Here is a 15,626-nt window from a genome sequence, read left to right as displayed (position 1 = left end):
GACGATGAGCCTGTTCATCAACGCCAAGGAAGACATCGTGAACCAGGCCGTGGACGGGCTGATCGCCTGTTCCGGCGGCCGCCTCGCACGGCTCGACGGCTACCCCCACATCCGCGCGGTGATCCGCACCGACTGGGACCGCTCCAAGGTGGCGCTGGTCTCGGGCGGGGGTCCGGCCACGAACCCTCGCACGCGGGTTTCCTCGGCGCCGGCATGCTGACCGCGGCGATCTGCGGCGACATCTTCGCCTCGCCCTCGGTCGACGCGGTCCTTGCCGGCATCCTGGCCGTGACCGGGCCCGCCGGATGCCTTCTGATCGTCAAGAACTACACCGGGGACCGGCTGAATTTCGGCCTGGCCGCGGAACGCGCGCGGGCCTTCGGCCTGAGCGTCAACATGGTGATCGTGGACGACGACGTCGCCCTGCCCGACCTGCCGCAGGCGCGGGGCGTCGCGGGGACGCTCTTTGTCCACAAGATCGCAGGCGCCACCGCCGAGGCGGGCGGAGACCTCGCCGCCGTCACCGCCGCGGCCGAGCGGGCGGTGGCCCGCATCCGCTCCATCGGCACCTCGCTGTCGACCTGCTCCATCCCCGGCGCCCCGCGCGAGGACCGGATCCCCGAAGGCAAGGCCGAACTGGGCCTCGGCATCCACGGCGAGGCGGGCGTCGAACAGGTCGATTACATCGACGCCAGGACCGCCGTCGCCATGATGGCCGAGAAGCTCGCCGCGACGATGGAGCCGGGGCGGACGCACGTCGCCCTCCTGAACAACCTCGGCGCGGCCTCGGTGCTGGAGATGCAGGTGCTGGCCCACGACCTTGCGCAGTCGGCCATCGGCCAGGATCTGGGCCACGTCATCGGGCCCGCCGCCCTGATGACCTCACTCGACATGCACGGCTTCTCGATCTCGGTGTTTCCGGCCGACGCGCACGAGCTCGCCGCGCTGCAAGCCCCGGTCCCGATCCCGGCGTGGCCCGGCGTGAACGCCATCGTGCCGGTCGATGTCCGCGACCTCCCCGACGGGCTCCGCCCGATCCGGCCGCTGCCGTCGGATCACCCGGCGACGCGCGATTTCCTGACCCGCTGCTGCGAGATCCTCATCGCGGCCGAACGCGACCTGAACGCCCTCGACGCGCGCACCGGCGACGGCGACACCGGCACCACGCTCGCCACCGCCGCCCGTGCTCTGGTCAAGGCGATGGACGACCTGCCCCTGGCCGATCACACGCAGCTCTACCGCGCGATCGGACAGGAACTGAGCCAGACGATGGGCGGCTCCTCCGGCGTGCTGCTCGCGATCTTCTTTGCCGCCGCCGGCGATGCCGCCTCGAGCGGGATGCCGATGCGCGAGGCGCTCAGGATCGGGCTGGAGCGCATGCAGGAGGTCGGCGGCGCGCAGCTTGGCGACCGGACGATGGTGGACGCCCTGCATCCGGCCCTGCAGGAGCTTGCGGACGGAGAACTCGGCGCCGCGGCCCGTGCCGCCCGCGAGGGCGCCAACCGAACGGCGGACATGCTGGTCGCCAAGGCCGGCCGCGCCGCCTACATCAACCCCGACCAGCTCCGCGGCCAGGTCGATCCCGGCGCCGAAGCGGTCGCGCGCCTGTTCGAGCACCTCTCGGCGTGAGCCTGCGGGGATGTGGTGCCCCAAAGGCCGCGCCGTCATCCGCGGCCGCAGCGCCCCGCGATCATCCGCGGACCGGGCGGACAGCCCCCTGCCGACGCGCCCCCTCTTGACCGGCAGGACCCCATGACATACTCCTCCACCCTGCCGAGCGGGTATGGTGTAATGGTAGCGCCCTAGCCTTCCAAGCTAGTCGTGCGGGTTCGATTCCCGCTACCCGCTCCAACTTCCCGACAGCTCTCGCGCCATGCCGCACCCCTCGCGGACATTCCTCAGCACCACCCCGCGCGCCCGTTGTCCCGGTGTCTCCCGCCCGCCACCAATCCCGCCTGTATGAGCCCCGTCGCGGCGTCATTCTTGCATCCCGCTGACGTGGCGAGCATTTTGGTCATGTTCCGCAGCGCGGGATAAGAGATCCAGGGGAGGATTGTCATGACATTCATGGGCCGTGCGGACGCACTCAAACTTCAGGAAGAGATGCCCTGGACGGACAGGGATGTCCCCAGGACGCTCTATGCCCTGCTCGACAGGACGGCCGGGCGCTACCCGTCGAACAATGCGGTGAGCTTCCAGCTGGAATCCGGGCCGGACACCCCGGCCGAGACGCTCACCTGGAGCCAGCTGAAGGACAAGGTGGTGCAGACCGCCAACCTGCTACGCTCGCTCGGCATCGGCGAAAGCGACGTCGTGGCCCTGGTCCTGCCAAACTGCACCGAGACCGTGCTTGCCACCATCGGCGGCGCCATCGCGGGGATTGTGAACCCGATCAACCCGCTGCTGGAGCCCGAACAGATCGGCGCCATCCTGCGCGAGACGAACGCCAAGGTCGTCGTCACGCTCAAGAACTTTCCCAAAACCGACATCGCGCAGAAGACGGCCGAGGCGGTGCGCCACGCGCCCAACGTCAAGACCATCCTGACGGTCGACCTGAACCGCTACCTGAGCCCGCCGAAAAGCTGGATCGTGCCCTTCATCCGGCCCAAGGTCCCCGGCAAGCACCACGCCGACGTCAAGGACTTCACCGCCGAGGTCAAGCGCCAGCCGACCACGCTGGCCTTTGCCGACAGCCAGGGCGACCGGGTCGCGGCCTATTTCCACACCGGCGGCACCACCGGCATGCCCAAGGTGGCGCAGCACCGCTATTCCGGCATCATCTACAACGGCTGGATCAGCGACACGCTGCTCTTCACCGAAGACGACAACGTGATGTGCCCGCTGCCGCTGTTCCACGTCTTTGCCTGCCACGTCATCCTGATGGCGGCAGTGACCTCGGGCGCGCATGTCGTGTTCCCGACCCCGGCCGGCTACCGCGGCGACGGCGTCTTCGACAACTTCTGGAAGCTCTGCGAGCGCTGGAAGATCACCTTCATCATCACCGTCCCGACCGCGATCTCGGCCCTGATGCAGCGGCCGGTGAATGCGGACGTCTCGACGGTCAAGACCGCCTTCTCGGGCTCGGCCCCGTTGCCGAAAGAGCTTTTCCACCGCTTCGAACAGGCCGCCGGGATCGAGATCATCGAAGGCTACGGCCTGACAGAGGCGACCTGCCTGGTGTCCTGCAACCCGGTCGACGGCGAGAAGAAGATCGGCTCGGTCGGGGTCGCCTTCCCTTACACGGACGTCAAGATCTTCGACAACACGTCGAAAGAGATGCGCGAATGCGGCACCGACGAGGTCGGCGAGATCTGCGTGGCGAACCCGGGCGTCTATGACGGCAATACCTACACCGAGGACGCCAAGAACCGCGACCTCTACTTCGTCCTGCCGCCCGAGAACCGGTCCTACCTGCGCACCGGCGACCTGGGCCGGATCGACAGCGACGGCTACATCTTCATCACCGGGCGCGCCAAAGACCTGATCATCCGCGGCGGGCACAACATCGACCCGGCCGAGATCGAGGACGCGATGCTCTCGCATCCTGCCGTGGCCTTCGCGGGCGCCATCGGCCAGCCCGATGCCCGGGCCGGCGAACTGCCCTGCGTCTATGTCGAGCTGGTGGCCGGTGCCGAGGTCACGATCGAGGAACTGGACGCCCACGCCAAGCGCCACATCCACGAACGCGCCGCCCATCCCAAGCATGTCGAGATCATGACCGAGCTGCCCAAGACCGCAGTCGGCAAGGTCTTCAAGCCCGACCTGCGCAAGATGGCGATCACCCGGGTCTACGATGCCGCCCTGGCCGAGGCCGGCGTGCCGACCCATGTGGTCGCGGTGGTCGACGACAAGAAACGCGGCCTGACCGCGCAGCTGTCCCGCACGCCCGAGGCGGACGAGGCCGCGGTCGACAGCCTGCTGGGCACCTTCACCCGGCCGTGGGAATGGGCCAAGTAGGCCACGCCACAGCCCCCAGGATCGACCAGACGCCCGGCCCCGCGCCGGGCGTTTCCGTTCCGGCGGCCCGGACCCGCAGGGTCCGGCGCTATGCATCGAAATTATGCAAAATGGTTGGCTGACACAATTAAACGCCCGTTTTCAACCGGGGGTTAGCGGGGTTCACACCCGCTGCCCGATTTTGCCCAAACTTCGCCCCGGTTCGCCGAAAGAAGCATGCGTAACGAATTTATTTACGAGTACCAGTTCATGCTCTCTGTCCTCTCCTGCATCACCGTCGATCACGACCTCGGACTGGTCCTGCTGGCGGCCGTACTCTGCGCCTTCGGCAGCTGGGTGACCTCCCGGCTCTACCACCACGCGCAGGGCCGGTCGCCGCGGCAGGCACTGGCCTGGCTGCTGTGGACCGGCGTCACCGCGGGCGTGTCGATCTGGAGCACGCATTTCGTCGCCATGCTGGGCTTTCGTCCAGATGTCCCGGTCAGCTTCGACCTCGGGCTGACCTTCACCTCGATGGTGATCGCGGTCCTCGGCAGCTCGATCGGCATCGTCATGTCCGCCACGCTCAGGACCCGGTACGCGCCCTACATCGGCGGCGCGGTGCTGGGCCTCGCGATCTCGGCCATGCACTACGCGGGCATGATCGCCTACCGGGTGCAGGGCTTCATCTTCTGGGACCGCGGCTACCTGGTCGCCTCGATCCTCCTCGCCGTCACGCTGTCGGCCGCCGCGATGCACTTTGCGCACCAGCCCCGGCGCTGGAACCGCGAAACCATGGCGGGCGTCCTCACCCTGGCCATCGTCAGCCTGCACTTCACCGGCATGACCGCCTTCAACGTCGCGCCGCAGGTCGTCTCCGGCGACTACATCAACCCCGAGGCGCTGCGCGTTCTGGCCCTGGCCATCGCCGGGACTGCCGCGCTGGTCGTCGTCGGCGGGTTCTTCAGCTACGTGATCGAAAGCCGGTCGCGCCGCGAAAGCATCGCCGAGCTGATCGAGGCGCGGAACGCCGCCGAGGCCGCGAGCCTGGCGAAGTCGGAATTCATGAGCGTCCTCAGCCACGAACTGCGGACGCCGCTGACCATCGTGCTGGGCTATGCCGACATGCTGTCGTCGCTGCGCCGGTCGCACCTGTCCGGGCGGGATGCGGACGCCCCCGTCGCCGGCCCCGATTTCGACGAGATCGGCACCCAGGCCGAAACCTACGGCAGCCGCATCCAGACCGCCGGAAGCCACCTGCTGACGCTGATCAACGACATCCTGGACTACACCAGCATGGAACTCAGCGACCTGACCCTGACGAAGTCCACCTTCTCGTTCCGCGACATGCTGATCGAGGCGCGGCAACAGTTCACCGCCATGGCCGAAGAGAACGGCGTCACCGTCACCGTGGCCTGCGACGACCTGCACGTCACCGCCGACCGCGCCCGCTGCCTGCAGATCGTCATCAACCTGGTCGGCAACGCGATGAAGTTCGCCAACTCGCCCGAAGTCGTGCTGCGCGCCTGGCGTGACGGCGACGGCATCGTGCTCGCGGTCGAGGATCGCGGCCTCGGCATCGCGGCCGAACACCTCGAACGCATCTTCCAGGCGTTCCAGCAGATCGAGACCGCCGACCACCGCTCGCGCGGGGGACCGGCCTGGGCCTCGCGATCTGCAAGAAGCTCTCGATCGCGCATGGCGGCGACATCTCCGTCTACAGCACGCCGGGCCTCGGCACGACCTTCACCGTCACCCTGCCCGACAGCATCGCGGACCGCCCCGCCCCCCGGCTGGCCACCGCGGCCTGACGCCCCCCGACCGGCACCGCTTGAAGCCCTCGGTCCCGCGGCCAGGCCGGGGCACCTTGCATCACGCATCGAATCGTAATATCAAAAGTTACATGAAACGGGACAGCCGCCTCTCCTCCGTCCTTCATGCGCTGCTGCACATGGCCGAACACGACGGGCCGATGACCTCCGAGGTTCTGGCCCAGTGCATGTCGACCAACCCGGTCGTCGTGCGCCGCACCATGGGTCTCCTGCGCAACCAGGGCCTCGTCAGCTCCACCCCCGGCCATGCCGGGGGCTGGCGGATCGCGGTCGACCTGAACACGGTCACCCTCCGCCAGCTGCACGAGGCGCTTGGCGAACCGGCGATCTTCGCCATCGGCAACCGGAACGAGACGCCGGATTGCCTGGTCGAACAGTCGGTCAACGCCGCCCTCGACGGCGCCTTCGCCGAGGCCGAGGCCCTGCTGCTGGACCGTTTCGCCCACGTGACCCTCGCCGATCTGGCGGCCGACTTCTCGCGCCGCGCCGGGATGCGACGACATAAGGACTGACAAAATGACCCATGACGTGATCGTCATCGGGGGCAGCTACGCCGGAATGGCCGCCGCCCTGCAGCTTCTCCGTGCGCGCCGCAAGGTGCTGGTGATCGACGAGGGGCTGCGCCGCAACCGCTTTGCCAGCCACAGCAACGGCTTCCTCACCCAGGACGGCAACGACCCCGCCGCCATCGCCGCCGCCGCCCGCGCCCAGCTTGCGGCCTACCCGGCCCTGACGTGGATCGACGCCCGCGCCGAAAGCGCCACCGGCGAAAGGGACGCCTTCACCGTCACCGACGCCACCGGAGCCGTGCGCCGGGGCCGCCGCCTCCTCTTCGCCGTCGGGGTCAGTGACACCCTCCCCGCCGTCGAGGGCCTGGCCGACCGCTGGGGGCAGAGCGTCTTTCACTGCCCCTACTGTCACGGCTACGAGCTCGGCGGCGGCCCCATCGGCGTCATCGCCGCCAGCCCCATGTCGCTGCACCAGGCGCAGTTCCTGCCGGAATGGGGGCCGACGACCTTCTTTCCCAACGACGTCCTGCCGCTCGACGCAGCGGCCCGGGCCGACCTTGCCGCGCGCGGCACCACGGTCGAGGACCGCGCCATCGCCCGCATCCGCGACCACGCCACGGTCGAATTGACCGACGGCACCGCCCTGCCCTTCGCCGGCCTCTTCACAGCGCCGCGCTGCACCCCCGCCTCGCCCCTCGCCGAAACCCTCGGCTGCGCGACCGAGGAGACGCCGTTCGGCATCCAGATCGCCCGCGACGGGATGAAGGAAACCACCGTCCCCGGCGCCTTTGCCTGCGGCGACGCGGCCTCGGTGCCGCATTCCGTCTCGCTCGCCGTCGGGGACGGGGCGATGGCCGGGGCGATGGTCCACCGCTCGCTGGTGTTCTGAGCCCGACACATACGTGGCGGCAGGGCGAAGTGCCGCCACGTCCAAACGCCCACACGAAGCTTTGCCTTGCGGCAACGCACCTTCCGGGTTTCACTGGCGGCAGCCCCCGCGCGCGGGGCATTGCAGGAAGGGAGGCCAGCAATGAAAGACGCCGCCAGCCGCGACGCGCTCGATGAAAGCCGCGAAGCCGCCTACAGCACGCCGCTCGACCAGTTCACCGCCGCCCAGGCCGACCGCTTTGCCGACGACACGATGTGGCCCTGGTTCCAGCGCCTGCGCGAGGAAGCGCCGGTGCACTGGTGCGAGACCGGCGCCTATGAGCCGCACTGGTCGATCACCCGCTACGAGGACATCATGGCGATCGACACCGATCACCGCCGGTTCTCCTCGGCGAGCGGGATCGTGCTGCAGACACCCGAGAGCCGCGCCCATTCGATCCAGCGCGGAACCGACGGCGCGGGCTTCATCACCATGGACAACCCGCAGCACAACCAGCAGCGCAAGCAGGTCGCCCCGGCCTTCACGCCGCCGAGCCTCGACAAGCTGAAGGTGCTGTTGCGCGAACGCGCCGCGAACCTCCTCGACACGCTTCCGGTGGGCGAAACCTTCGACTGGGTCGACCTGGTGTCCAAGGAATACACTGCCATGACCCTGGCGACGCTCTTCGACTTCCCGTTCGAGGACCGGCGCAAGCTGACCTACTGGTCCGACATCATCACCAACACCCCCGGCTTCGGCCCGGTGACCGACTGGGACCAGAAGTTCTACACCACGATGGAGTGTTTCACCGCCTTCGACGAGCTGCTGGCCGAACGCAAGGCCAAGCCGCCCAGCTTCGACCTGATCTCGATGCTCGCCCATGGCGAAGGCACCCGCGACATGCCGAAGAGCGAATACCACGGCAACGTCGTCCTGCTGATCGTCGGCGGCAACGACACCACCCGCAACACGCTCTCGGGCTCGGTCTACGCGCTGAACAAGCACCCCGACCAGTACGACCGCCTGCGCGCCGACCCCTCGCTGATCCCGGCCATGGTGTCCGAAACCATCCGCTGGCAGACCCCGCTCGCCCACATGGCGCGCGTGGCGCTCGAGGATGTCGAGATGCACGGCCAGACCATCCGCAAGGGCGACCGTGTCATCATGTGGTATGTCTCGGGCAACCGCGACGAGACCCGGATCGACGACCCCGACAACTACGTGATCGGCCGCGACATCAAGAAGGCGCACCTGTCGTTCGGCTTCGGCATCCACCGCTGCCTCGGCAACCGCGTGGCCGAGCTGCAGCTGACGATCCTGTGGGAAGAGATCCTGAAACGCTTCCCGGTGATCGAACTGGTCGAGGAGCCGACGCGCACCCACTCGGTCTTCGTCAAGGGCTACGAGACCCTGCCGGTCCGCATCCCGGCGCGGAACTGACCGCTCAGGCCGGTGTCCGCGGCGCGGGCTCCGGCATCTCGAAACAGGCGGCAAAGCGCTCCAGCACCGACACGTCGCCATCGATCTGCAGCCCCTGCAGCCGCGCCGCGGCGACCGGCATCTTGCCGTAGAGAATCCCCAGGAACACGTTCTGGTCCCCCGCGATCCGCACGTCCGCCGCCGCGGGCCGGCCGGGATCGACGGTGATCCGCCCGTCCGCGACCCGCACGGTGTAGTCGGTCCAGTTCATGTGCAGACCCAGCACCGCCTCGACGCCCCCCGCGAGGTCCGGCCGGAACATCGAGCCGAGGCTCAGCATCGCCGCGTTCGGCGACAGCGGCCAGCCCATCGTCAGCAGCGGCGACCGCGCCGCCCATCGGCCCAGCACCTCGAACACCGGCTCCAGGTCCCGCCCCCAGTCGCTCAGCGCGTAGAGCCGCGCCTTCTGCGGCGGCGGCGTCTCGCGCCGCACGACGACGCCCGCATCCTCGAGGTCCGCCAGCCGCTGGGTCAGCACGTTGGTCGCGATCCCCGGCAGGTCGGCCTTGAGGTCGGTGAACCGCTTGGGGCCGAACATCAGCTCCCGGATCACCAGCAGGGCCCATCGTTCCCCCACGATATCCAGCGATTGCGCAAAGGCGCAGCCATCCTCGTACCTGCGTTTCCCGGCCATGTCCCGCCTGTCAGTTGCAAATTAAAAACTCTTACTTGTTTTTTACAACCTTCGACGCAATCCTGCAACCATCGACTCAAGGAGATTCCCATGACCACCGCCTACCAGCAGATGATTTTCCTCAATATTCCCGTCACCGACCTGCCCCGGTCGCGCGCCTTCTACGCCGCCCTCGGCTTCACCTTCGACGACCGGTTCTGCGACGACACCGCCGCCTGCGTCGTGGTGTCGGACACGATCACGCTGATGCTCCTGACGCACGAGAAGTTCGCCTCCTTCTCGCCGCGCCCGATCGCCGACCCGGCGACCACCGCCCAGCACCTGATCTGCCTCAGCCGCGACAGCGCCGCCGCCGTCGATACGATCATGGACAAGGCCGTGACCGCCGGTGGCATCGACAACGACAAGGTGATCGAGATGGGCGACTACATGTACGGCCGCAGCTTCTCGGACCCGGACGGCCACGTGTTCGAAATGATGTGGATGGACGTCGACAAGGCGATGGCCGACTGGGGGCAGCAGGCCGAGACCGCCTGACCCGTCCCTTCATCTTGCCGGGAAAACTCCCGCCGGAGGCCACGAAGGGCCCGGGCTCGATGCCCGGGCCCTTTGTCGTCCGCCCGGCGCACCCCGTTGCGGCAACCCCCACGACCCGCTAGGAACCGCCCGCAACCACGGCGGAGCTCCAGCCCATGACCCATGACGCGATCATCCTCGGTGCCGGCGGCGCCGGCCTGATGGCGGCGGCGGTGGCCGGACAGGCAGGCGCGAAGGTGCTCGTGCTCGACCACGCCGACCGGCCCGGCAAGAAAATCCTGATCTCGGGCGGCGGGCGCTGCAACTTCACCAACCTCGGCGTGGAACCGCAGTGCTTCCTCTCCGACAACCCGCATTTCGCCAAGTCCGCGCTCAGCCGCTACACCCAGTGGGATTTCCTGGCCCTGGTCGAGAAACACGGCATCGCCTGGCACGAAAAGACGCTGGGCCAGCTCTTCTGCGACGACTCGGCCCGCCAGATCGTGCGCATGCTGCTCGACGAATGCGCGAAGGGCGGCGTCGACATCCGCCTCTCCGCCCGGCTGGGCGAGATCACCCATGCCGACGGGCGCTTCCATGTCGCCGGCCACTCGGCCCCGCAGCTGGTGATCGCCACCGGCGGGCCCTCGATCCCCAAGATGGGGGCCAGCGGCGTGGCCTACGACATTGCCCGCCAGTTCGGTCTGAACGTCATTGCGCCCCGCCCCGCGCTGGTGCCCTTCACCCTCGGCGCGCAGGACAACCTCTTCAAGGAGGTCACCGGCATCGCCACCCCCGCCACCGCCCGCGTGAATGGCGCCAGCTTCGACGAGGCGGTGCTTTTCACCCACAAGGGCCTGTCGGGCCCCGCGATCCTGCAGGTCTCGTCCTACTGGCATCCGGGCGACGCGGTTTCGCTCGATATCCTGCCCCGGGCCGCCGAGCTGCTGCGCGACGCCCGCCGCCGGATGCCGCGCGCGCATCTCAAGGCCGCGCTGGCCGAGCATCTGCCGAACCGGCTGGCCGACGCCCTCGCCACCCGGATCGGCCTCGCGACCGAACTGGGCAATGCCTCCGACGCCACGCTCGACGCGGCCGCCGACACGCTGACCAACCTCACCTTCCGCCCCACCGGAACGGAAGGTTATGCCAAGGCCGAGGTGACGGCGGGCGGCATCGACACCGCCGAACTGTCGTCCAAGACGATGGAGGCGCGCGGCGTCCCGGGCCTCTACGCGATCGGCGAGGCGGTGGATGTCACCGGCTGGCTTGGCGGCTACAATTTCCAATGGGCCTGGTCCTCGGGCGTGGCGGCCGGGCAGGCCATCGCCGCGCGGGCCGGTTGACCGCAGGCCCTTGACGCAGCGCCCGTTCCCGGCCCCGATAGCAGGACCGGATCGAGGGGAGCACCAGTGGACAAGGCATTCGAGGACATCCTGCGCGGGCAGCCCCTGCCCGGCATCAGCACCACCCTGGTCTGGGAGGCGCTGGTCGATATCGGCCCACACGAGGCGCTTGGCCGCGGCCCGCACGGGGAACGCGGCATCATCCCGATCACCGGCGGCGTCTTTCGCGGCGGCCCGGGGCACGAGGACCTCAAGGGCACCATCGTGCCCGGCGGCGCAGACCGGCAGCTCCTGCGCGCGGACGGCGCAAAGGAACTCGACGCGGTCTACGAGATGCGGGTCGAGGACGGCACGCTCCTGTCGCTCCGCAACCGGGTGCTCATCGACGAGACGCGGGATGGCGACCGCTATGCCCTGTCCCGGATCGAGGTGACGGCCCCCGCGGGCCGGTGGGACTGGCTCAGCCGGCGCATCATCCTCGGCACCCTGCAGGCGGCGATGCCCGCACGGCAGGCGGTGGTGATCCGCGGCTGGCTGGCCGACACCGACTAGGCGGCTACTCGGCGGCCAGCGGCAGGTCCGCGCGGCGGCCGATCTCGGTCAGGTCGCAGATGACCGACCGCAGCAGGCAGCGGAAATTGTCGAAGTTCGCGTTCGGGCGCACCTGCTTCTCGTCCATGTAGATCGACCGGTCAATCTCGATCTGGATCGCGTGCTGGCGGCGCGAGGGGCGGCCGTAATGCTGCGTCACGTAGGCCCCGGCGAAGGGCGCGTTGCGGATCACGTGCAACCCGGCGGCGGTGAACGCCTCTTCCACCCGGTCGACGATCGCCCCGTCCGCCGACGCGCCGAAGCGGTCGCCGATCACCACGTCCGGCCGCCGCGCACCGGCGCGGGCGATGCAGTCCACCGCCTCGTGCGGCATGGAATGGCAATCGATCAGAACGACCTCGCCGAACTGCCTGTGGGTGATGTCGAGCAGCGCCTGAAGCGCCGTGTGGTAGGGCCGCCAGCAGCTGTCGATCCGGTCGCGCGCCTGGCCCAGCGGGATCTTGCCGCGGTAGATCGCGCGCCCGTTCGACACCACGCGGGGAATCACCCCCAGCCCGCTGGTGATCCGGGGATTGTGCGAACTGCGGCGCACCCCCTCGATCAGGGCCGGGTCCATCTCGTCGGCAGAGCGATTCAGGTCGACATAGGCCCGCGGCACCCGCGCGGCCAGCAGCGGCGCACCGAAATCCACCGCCGAAGAGAAGAGGTCGTCGACAAAGGCATCCTCGGAAGAGCGGATGGACGAATCATCCAGAACGCTGGCCGCCAGGAATTCCCTCGGGTAATCGCGCCCGCTGTGGGGCGAGGAAAAGACCACGCTCGTGGTCTGTTCATCCGGCGAATCAAGGCGATATGGTCTGTTCGGCATCGGCGATCTCCCCGGGCATGATACGGGCGAATTTCCTGCGCCAAAAGCCCTTGATCCCGGTTTCGACTCCTTTTATAGACCTGCGAACCGGCGCGGAGCATTCCCGCGCCCCTTTTGTTGGGGCGCCAGATCGGATGACCCGGGGGAATGAAACGCGCAGGCCATACGGGCGGTTAGCTCAGCGGTAGAGCACTACGTTGACATCGTAGGGGTCACTGGTTCGATCCCAGTATCGCCCACCATTATTCACCGGTCCCACACCGCGGGGCCAGACGGAAACCCGGGCGCTCGCCGCGCCGCGACAAGAGGAGAAGGCCATGAAGGTCCGCAACTCGCTCCGCTCGCTCAAGAGCCGTCACCGCGATTGCCGCGTCGTGCGCCGCAAGGGCCGCGTCTACGTGATCAACAAGACGCAGCGCCGTTTTAAAGCCCGCCAGGGCTGAGACGACACGCAATCCGTGACCGAAGGGCCGCCCTCTGGGCGGCCTTTTCGTTTGCGCGGCACCGGCTTGCCGGCACCGCACCGGGCCGCGCCTCAGTCGTTGCGATAGCGCAGCAGCCGCACCTCGCCGGTGTCGACCTGCACGGCGTAGGTGCGCGACCGGGTGACCTGACGCCCGGCCCGCGACACAACCGCAGACGCCTCCAGCAAAAGCCATCCGTCCGCATAGACCCGGGGGAACAGCGGCGGGCCATGTTCGTTGCCGAAATCGAACAGGTCGGTGAGGCCGGGAAAGGCTGTCGTCCGCACGAAGACCGAGAATCCGCCGCCCCCCGGCCCGACCGCCCGGATGTCCCCCGGCCGCGAAAACGCGCCGGTCATGATCAGCAGGCCGTCATCGGCATCGTGCAGCAGCGCGGCCGCGTCGTATCCGCCCAGCTCCGTTACCACCGACCAGCCGCCGCTCGGCACATCGACGGCATAGATATGCCCCCGGCCGCCGTAGGTGAGCGCATAGATCACCCCCGCCTCCTCCGCGTAGACGGCGGTGACGGGCAACAGGACGGGCGGCACGTCGTCCGGCGGCGCAAACCGCCGCGTGCCCGAGGCATCCGTCAGGCGCAGCCCGAAGCGGTCGAAGACCACGGCATGGTCCACCTCCCCGCCGCCGCGCTCCAGCCAGTCGCGCAGCGCCTCCGGCAGGTCGTCCGACGGTGAAACCCGCGTCGACAGGTAGTCCCGCGACAACGCGCTGTCGGGCCGTCCGACCCGATCCACCCGCAGCACCGCGTGGGTGAAGCTGTGCAGCCCCCTGAAACTGTGGATGCGCCCGGTGCCCATCCGGTCGGTGACAAGCTCGACCAGCGTGATGAAATCGCGGCCCCAGGGATTGAACACCAGCGGCAGGCCCGGATCCTCCAGCCCCTCCACCCGGATGCCGGACAGCACGACCTCGCTGTCGGCGGGCCCCGGCCCGCTGCGCAGGATGTCCGCGATCACCGTGCCCTCCGTCGCCTCCACCCGCCATCGCAGGACGCCGCCGTCGATCAGCACCAGCTCGACCTCGTGCCCCGGCCGATCCACCAGCACCCGCGCCTCGGGCAGGGCATAGTAGTCCTGCGGCTGCTGCCCGCGACCGACCGCGACGACATGCACCTCGCGCCCGGCCAGTGCCGGGCCGCACAGCCCCAGCCAGAGGACCAGAAAGGATGCCCCGAGAATGCTCCGCACGGGCGATCACCCCCGTCGATACGACACGGTTACAGCGAAATCCTACATCCGGGGCCCGCGGGCGGCATGGCGTCGCCTGTCATCGCCCGCCGGGCACACCCGCGGCGCCGCGCCCGCGTCAGTCGTAGCTGCGCAGGTCCTCGATCACCTTGCCGTCGTTCGGCAGCGATCCGGGCGGCACGATCTCGATCTTGCCCTTCAGCTTCAGCGCATCCACCACCGAGGACGCATAGCGGTCGCCCTCTCCGGTCGGGGCCTCGATCCGGACGATCATCACGTCCATCTCGCCCTCGCGGTCGGCGATCACCCGCGCCTTCGAGATCTCGGCGTGCCGCGCCACCAGCGCCGCCACCTGCTCGGGCCGCACGAACATGCCCTTGATCTTGGTGGTCTGGTCGGCACGGCCCATCCAGCCCTTGATCCGCATGTTGGTCCGCCCGCAGGGCGAGCTGCCCGCCAGCACCGCGCTCAGGTCGCCCGTAGCGAATCGGATCAGCGGGTAGTCCGGGTTCAGCGTGGTCACCACGACCTCGCCGACCTCGCCGGGTTTCACCGGCGTGCCGGTGCCGGGGGTGACGATCTCGACGATCACGCCCTCGTCGACGATCATCCCCTCCATCGCCGGGCTTTCGTAGGCGATGTTGCCAAGGTCGGCCGTCGCATAGGATTGCAGGCAGGAGATGCCACGATCGGCATACTCCTGCCGCAGCGACGGGAACAGGGCACCGCCCCCGACCGCTGCTCTCGTGATCCCCAGCGAAAGCCCCATCTCTTCCGCCTTGTCGAGGATCACCTTGAGATAATCCGGCGTGCCCGCGTAGGCCGTCGTGCCCACGTCATGCGCCGCCTGTGCCTGCAGTTCCGTCTGCCCCGTGCCCGCTGGCAGCACCGTCGCCCCGACCGCCCGCGCGCCGTTCTCAAAGATCATGCCGGCCGGCGTCAGGTGGTAGCCAAAGCAGTTCTGCACGATGTCGCCCTTGCCGATGCCGCAGGCATGCAGGAACCGGCCCATCCGCCACCAGTCATGGCCGTTGCCGCCCGGCTCGTAGATCGGGCCGGGGGACTGGAAGACATGGGCGAACCCGGCCAGCGGCAGGTTGGTCAGACCGCCGAACGGCGGGTGCGCCTTCTGCGCCGCGACCAGGTCGGACTTGCGCAGCACCGGCAGCTCCGCCAGCGCGGCGGGCGAGGTGACCGTGGCCGGGTCGACATCCTTCAGCACGGCAAAGCCCGACAGGCGGCGCGCCTCCTCGATCTGGATCGGCAGGTCGCGGGCGACGGCGGCGGCGCGCTCGTCCGCGCTGCGGGTTTCGGCGGTGTCGAAATAGGTGCTCATCACCCTGCTCCGTGTTGGCGGCGGTGCGCTGCCGCGGCAGTCGCCCGGTCCGATGTCCTTGCGCGCGCGGCCCCCTGT

The 15,626-nt window shown here is 68.8% G+C and carries 12 protein-coding genes, 2 tRNA genes and 2 pseudogenes; 12 read left to right on the top strand and 4 right to left on the bottom strand.

The window, feature by feature from the left end; genetic code table 11:
• Nucleotides 1–4: 4 nt before the first annotated feature.
• The 7 genes and pseudogenes from ACE2AC_RS15070 to ACE2AC_RS15040 all read left to right on the top strand — a co-directional run bounded on the left by ACE2AC_RS15070 (nucleotide 5) and on the right by ACE2AC_RS15040 (nucleotide 8,585).
• Nucleotides 5–1,629: pseudogene (locus ACE2AC_RS15070) on the top strand (dihydroxyacetone kinase subunit DhaK).
• Nucleotides 1,630–1,777: 148 nt separating this feature from the next.
• Nucleotides 1,778–1,851: transfer RNA gene (locus ACE2AC_RS15065), tRNA-Gly, on the top strand.
• A gap of 207 nt (nucleotides 1,852–2,058) precedes the next feature.
• Nucleotides 2,059–3,957: an acyl-CoA synthetase gene (locus tag ACE2AC_RS15060; protein ID WP_375688252.1), complete on the top strand. Its 1,899-nt coding sequence runs from the start codon at nucleotides 2,059–2,061 to the stop codon at nucleotides 3,955–3,957.
• A 216-nt stretch (nucleotides 3,958–4,173) separates the two neighbouring features.
• Nucleotides 4,174–5,747 (top strand): annotated as a pseudogene (locus ACE2AC_RS15055) (MHYT domain-containing protein).
• 92 nt (nucleotides 5,748–5,839) lie between these two features.
• Nucleotides 5,840–6,280 (top strand): RrF2 family transcriptional regulator, encoded by a 441-nt coding sequence (locus tag ACE2AC_RS15050; RefSeq protein ID WP_375688251.1) that lies wholly within the window; start codon nucleotides 5,840–5,842, stop codon nucleotides 6,278–6,280.
• A 4-nt stretch (nucleotides 6,281–6,284) separates the two neighbouring features.
• Nucleotides 6,285–7,166 carry an FAD-dependent oxidoreductase gene (locus tag ACE2AC_RS15045; protein ID WP_375688250.1) on the top strand — a complete coding sequence of 294 codons (882 nt, stop codon included), beginning with the start codon at nucleotides 6,285–6,287 and terminating at the stop codon, nucleotides 7,164–7,166.
• 141 nt (nucleotides 7,167–7,307) lie between these two features.
• Nucleotides 7,308–8,585, top strand: coding sequence for a cytochrome P450 (locus ACE2AC_RS15040; RefSeq protein ID WP_375688249.1), 1,278 nt, complete (start codon nucleotides 7,308–7,310; stop codon nucleotides 8,583–8,585).
• Nucleotides 8,586–8,589: 4 nt separating this feature from the next.
• Here ACE2AC_RS15040 and ACE2AC_RS15035 read toward each other — a convergent pair whose 3' ends face one another.
• Nucleotides 8,590–9,258, bottom strand: coding sequence for a winged helix-turn-helix transcriptional regulator (locus ACE2AC_RS15035; protein ID WP_375688248.1), 669 nt, complete (start codon nucleotides 9,256–9,258; stop codon nucleotides 8,590–8,592).
• A gap of 90 nt (nucleotides 9,259–9,348) precedes the next feature.
• On the opposite strand from ACE2AC_RS15035, the gene ACE2AC_RS15030 reads away from it, so the two are divergent.
• The 3 genes from ACE2AC_RS15030 (at nucleotide 9,349) to ACE2AC_RS15020 (ending at nucleotide 11,672) form a co-directional block, all read left to right on the top strand.
• Complete coding sequence (locus ACE2AC_RS15030; protein WP_375688247.1) at nucleotides 9,349–9,795, top strand: VOC family protein; 447 nt, start codon at nucleotides 9,349–9,351, stop codon at nucleotides 9,793–9,795.
• Between the two features lie 155 nt (nucleotides 9,796–9,950).
• Complete coding sequence (locus ACE2AC_RS15025; RefSeq protein WP_375688246.1) at nucleotides 9,951–11,120, top strand: NAD(P)/FAD-dependent oxidoreductase; 1,170 nt, start codon at nucleotides 9,951–9,953, stop codon at nucleotides 11,118–11,120.
• A 66-nt stretch (nucleotides 11,121–11,186) separates the two neighbouring features.
• Entirely contained in the window at nucleotides 11,187–11,672 is a 486-nt protein-coding gene (locus tag ACE2AC_RS15020; RefSeq protein WP_375688245.1) for a DUF3237 domain-containing protein, read from the top strand.
• A gap of 4 nt (nucleotides 11,673–11,676) precedes the next feature.
• Here the strand turns inward: ACE2AC_RS15020 and ACE2AC_RS15015 are convergent, their stop codons facing one another.
• Complete coding sequence (locus ACE2AC_RS15015; protein WP_375688244.1) at nucleotides 11,677–12,540, bottom strand: N-formylglutamate amidohydrolase; 864 nt, start codon at nucleotides 12,538–12,540, stop codon at nucleotides 11,677–11,679.
• Between the two features lie 167 nt (nucleotides 12,541–12,707).
• Between ACE2AC_RS15015 and ACE2AC_RS15010 the strand changes: the two genes are divergently transcribed.
• Both ACE2AC_RS15010 and ykgO read left to right on the top strand, forming a co-directional pair.
• A tRNA-Val gene (locus ACE2AC_RS15010) sits at nucleotides 12,708–12,782 on the top strand.
• Nucleotides 12,783–12,857: 75 nt separating this feature from the next.
• Nucleotides 12,858–12,983 carry a type B 50S ribosomal protein L36 gene (ykgO, locus tag ACE2AC_RS15005; protein WP_028287243.1) on the top strand — a complete coding sequence of 42 codons (126 nt, stop codon included), beginning with the start codon at nucleotides 12,858–12,860 and terminating at the stop codon, nucleotides 12,981–12,983.
• 92 nt (nucleotides 12,984–13,075) lie between these two features.
• On the opposite strand, the gene ACE2AC_RS15000 is transcribed toward ykgO, so the two are convergent.
• Entirely contained in the window at nucleotides 13,076–14,212 is a 1,137-nt protein-coding gene (locus ACE2AC_RS15000; RefSeq protein ID WP_375688243.1) for a hypothetical protein, read from the bottom strand.
• 118 nt (nucleotides 14,213–14,330) lie between these two features.
• Nucleotides 14,331–15,548 carry a phenylacetate--CoA ligase family protein gene (locus tag ACE2AC_RS14995; RefSeq protein WP_375688242.1) on the bottom strand — a complete coding sequence of 406 codons (1,218 nt, stop codon included), beginning with the start codon at nucleotides 15,546–15,548 and terminating at the stop codon, nucleotides 14,331–14,333.
• Between the last annotated feature and the right edge of the window lie 78 nt (nucleotides 15,549–15,626).

This window comes from Pseudooceanicola sp. LIPI14-2-Ac024 (assembly GCF_042188925.1).
In the GTDB taxonomy this organism is placed as follows: domain Bacteria; phylum Pseudomonadota; class Alphaproteobacteria; order Rhodobacterales; family Rhodobacteraceae; genus Pseudooceanicola.
Note: the sequence above shows the minus strand (reverse complement) of the source record. Positions and strands in the feature narration are given on the sequence as shown.

Bases quoted from the DNA above. Each gene is read 5' to 3' on its own strand.
- ACE2AC_RS15040 (WP_375688249.1), top strand. From the start codon at position 7,308: ATGAAAGACGCCGCCAGCCGCGACGCGCTCGATGAAAGCCGCGAAGCC.
- ACE2AC_RS15035 (WP_375688248.1), bottom strand. From the start codon at position 9,258: ATGGCCGGGAAACGCAGGTACGAGGATGGCTGCGCCTTTGCGCAATCG.
- ACE2AC_RS15025 (WP_375688246.1), top strand. From the start codon at position 9,951: ATGACCCATGACGCGATCATCCTCGGTGCCGGCGGCGCCGGCCTGATG.
- ACE2AC_RS15045 (WP_375688250.1), top strand. From the start codon at position 6,285: ATGACCCATGACGTGATCGTCATCGGGGGCAGCTACGCCGGAATGGCC.
- ACE2AC_RS14995 (WP_375688242.1), bottom strand. From the start codon at position 15,548: ATGAGCACCTATTTCGACACCGCCGAAACCCGCAGCGCGGACGAGCGC.
- ACE2AC_RS15030 (WP_375688247.1), top strand. From the start codon at position 9,349: ATGACCACCGCCTACCAGCAGATGATTTTCCTCAATATTCCCGTCACC.
- ACE2AC_RS15015 (WP_375688244.1), bottom strand. From the start codon at position 12,540: ATGCCGAACAGACCATATCGCCTTGATTCGCCGGATGAACAGACCACG.
- ACE2AC_RS15060 (WP_375688252.1), top strand. From the start codon at position 2,059: ATGACATTCATGGGCCGTGCGGACGCACTCAAACTTCAGGAAGAGATG.
- ACE2AC_RS15050 (WP_375688251.1), top strand. From the start codon at position 5,840: ATGAAACGGGACAGCCGCCTCTCCTCCGTCCTTCATGCGCTGCTGCAC.
- ykgO (WP_028287243.1), top strand. From the start codon at position 12,858: ATGAAGGTCCGCAACTCGCTCCGCTCGCTCAAGAGCCGTCACCGCGAT.